This is a genomic window from Xenorhabdus sp. PB61.4, from assembly GCF_963894935.1.
GTDB lineage: Bacteria > Pseudomonadota > Gammaproteobacteria > Enterobacterales > Enterobacteriaceae > Xenorhabdus > Xenorhabdus stockiae.
This window is the reverse complement of record NZ_CAWQJR010000120.1, coordinates 1-1,803: the sequence shown is the minus strand read 5'-3', so window position 1 is coordinate 1,803 and position 1,803 is coordinate 1. Positions and strand designations below refer to the sequence as shown.

At 31.1% G+C, this 1,803-nt stretch carries 1 protein-coding gene; it reads right to left on the bottom strand.

The genetic code is table 11. The features are described 5' to 3' along the window. On the bottom strand, nucleotides 1-1,769 hold a 1,769-nt coding region (locus AACX68_RS07070), incomplete at its 3' end, for a trypsin-like serine protease (RefSeq protein ID WP_228860847.1). Nucleotides 1,770-1,803: the final 34 nt, after the last annotated feature.

The following is a 1,803-nucleotide window of genomic DNA, read 5'->3' as shown; positions in this document are numbered from 1 at the left end:
TATAAAAACGGTTTTTTTCCTGACTTAAAATCTTCTTTTGATTCAAATGAATTTCTTAAATGAAAATTATCTTTACTTCGAGGATTATTTTTACAATTTGAATTTTTACCATCAAAAATACAAACTAGTTTTGCATTATTAGCATAGGTTGCGTTATATTCTAATATTTTTCTATATATGCTTCCTTTTCTATTTTCGTTTGGCTCAACATTTAAAGTGGAATAATCTTCTGGTTTTAAACTGATGCTGACTTGATCTTTTATTTCTTTATGCTTGGATTTTTTGGGTTTTTTGTATTCTTGTTCTGCATTTATATTATAGTTATCATCTTTACCTAAATTTTTAAGATAAATATTAGTATTTATAATGCATGACCATAGTCCATTCTCACCTGTTTTTATCAATTCGTTATTATTTAACCCAGCGCATAATTTATCCTGTGTATATTTTTCTTCACCATACTTAGGGTTAGCGCTTAATGACAATATTATTTCAGAACCAGGGGCGGCGTATCCACGTATGGTAAAGTTTTTGGTTAGAACTATTGATTTATCTGATGGATAAATAATATAAAATTCTTGCTTTGTATTTGGTATTTTTGCTTTTATGGTATCACTCTCCCATGATGTATTATCTTTCTTTAACTCTTCAGCTGTAATAGTAATTTCATATTCATTGTTTTCTTTGATTTTTTTAGTAAAATAGGAATCATATGGGATATCACATTTCCATTTTCTATCTAAGCCTACCTTACATTTAGTATTTTTTTCATCTTCGTGATTAATGGAGTAACGAAGATTGATCTCAGTAGATAGACGACCAAATCCCTCTACAGGTATGCTTTTTCTCCTTTTACTTAATTTTGCACCCCAATCCGGATTGTCGATCCATATTTTTTTCATGTATTGAGAAAACCAACTTCCTAGGTTTCTTTTGCGACTCAAAGGGGTATCAAAATTTTTTCCTGTAACATCTGGTTTATATTTTCCTGTAACATCTGAAGCAAAAAAGAATGGGCGAACTTTATTGCTATCTTTAACTTTAAGAGTATCTTTTGTTGTGGATGCAACACCGATGATTGTATCATGCCAAATAACCGGGCCACCAGAGTCTCCAGATTGTGCAATTCCTGGCTTTAAATCTTCATTTTCTTTTATAAGAAACCCATAATTTTGTTGATAATCTATGGCCTTAGTGACAATATTAACATCAGCTCTATACTGTTTTTCTTCTGCATTTTTTGTCTGCTTTCCTGTTGTTGGTTCAATTCCCAAATTACCATAGCCATATATAGAAGCGTTATAATAATCCTTGTCTATTTTTTCATAAGCTTCATCATAGTTAAAGAAACGACGAACATGACCATAATTAGCTAAATTAGTAGGATTATCTAATTTTATTATTGCAAAATCTGAGGCTATAGGGTATCGAATGAAATTTCTATATGATGCAGTGCCAATTACTTTTTTTTCATAATTTTCAATCGAATATGTTTTAATGTTTTCATGGTCACCCTTGCAATGTGCTGCTGTCAAAACATAGCTCGGAGAGATCTGCGAACCACTACATGAAAAGATATATTTCCCTGATTCATCTTTAGCACGAATATTCACAACCCAAGGTTTGCATTTACTATTGTTACTCTCAATACAGCTTTCCTCTCCTCCAGCAATTGTTTCTATTGGGTGAGGATTCAATACAGTATCTGAAAATACATTTATACTGTAAGGTAATAATAAGAGGGTGAGAAACACTTTAAATATAATCATAACAGCCTCCTGAATGGGAGATTAATTATTTTTT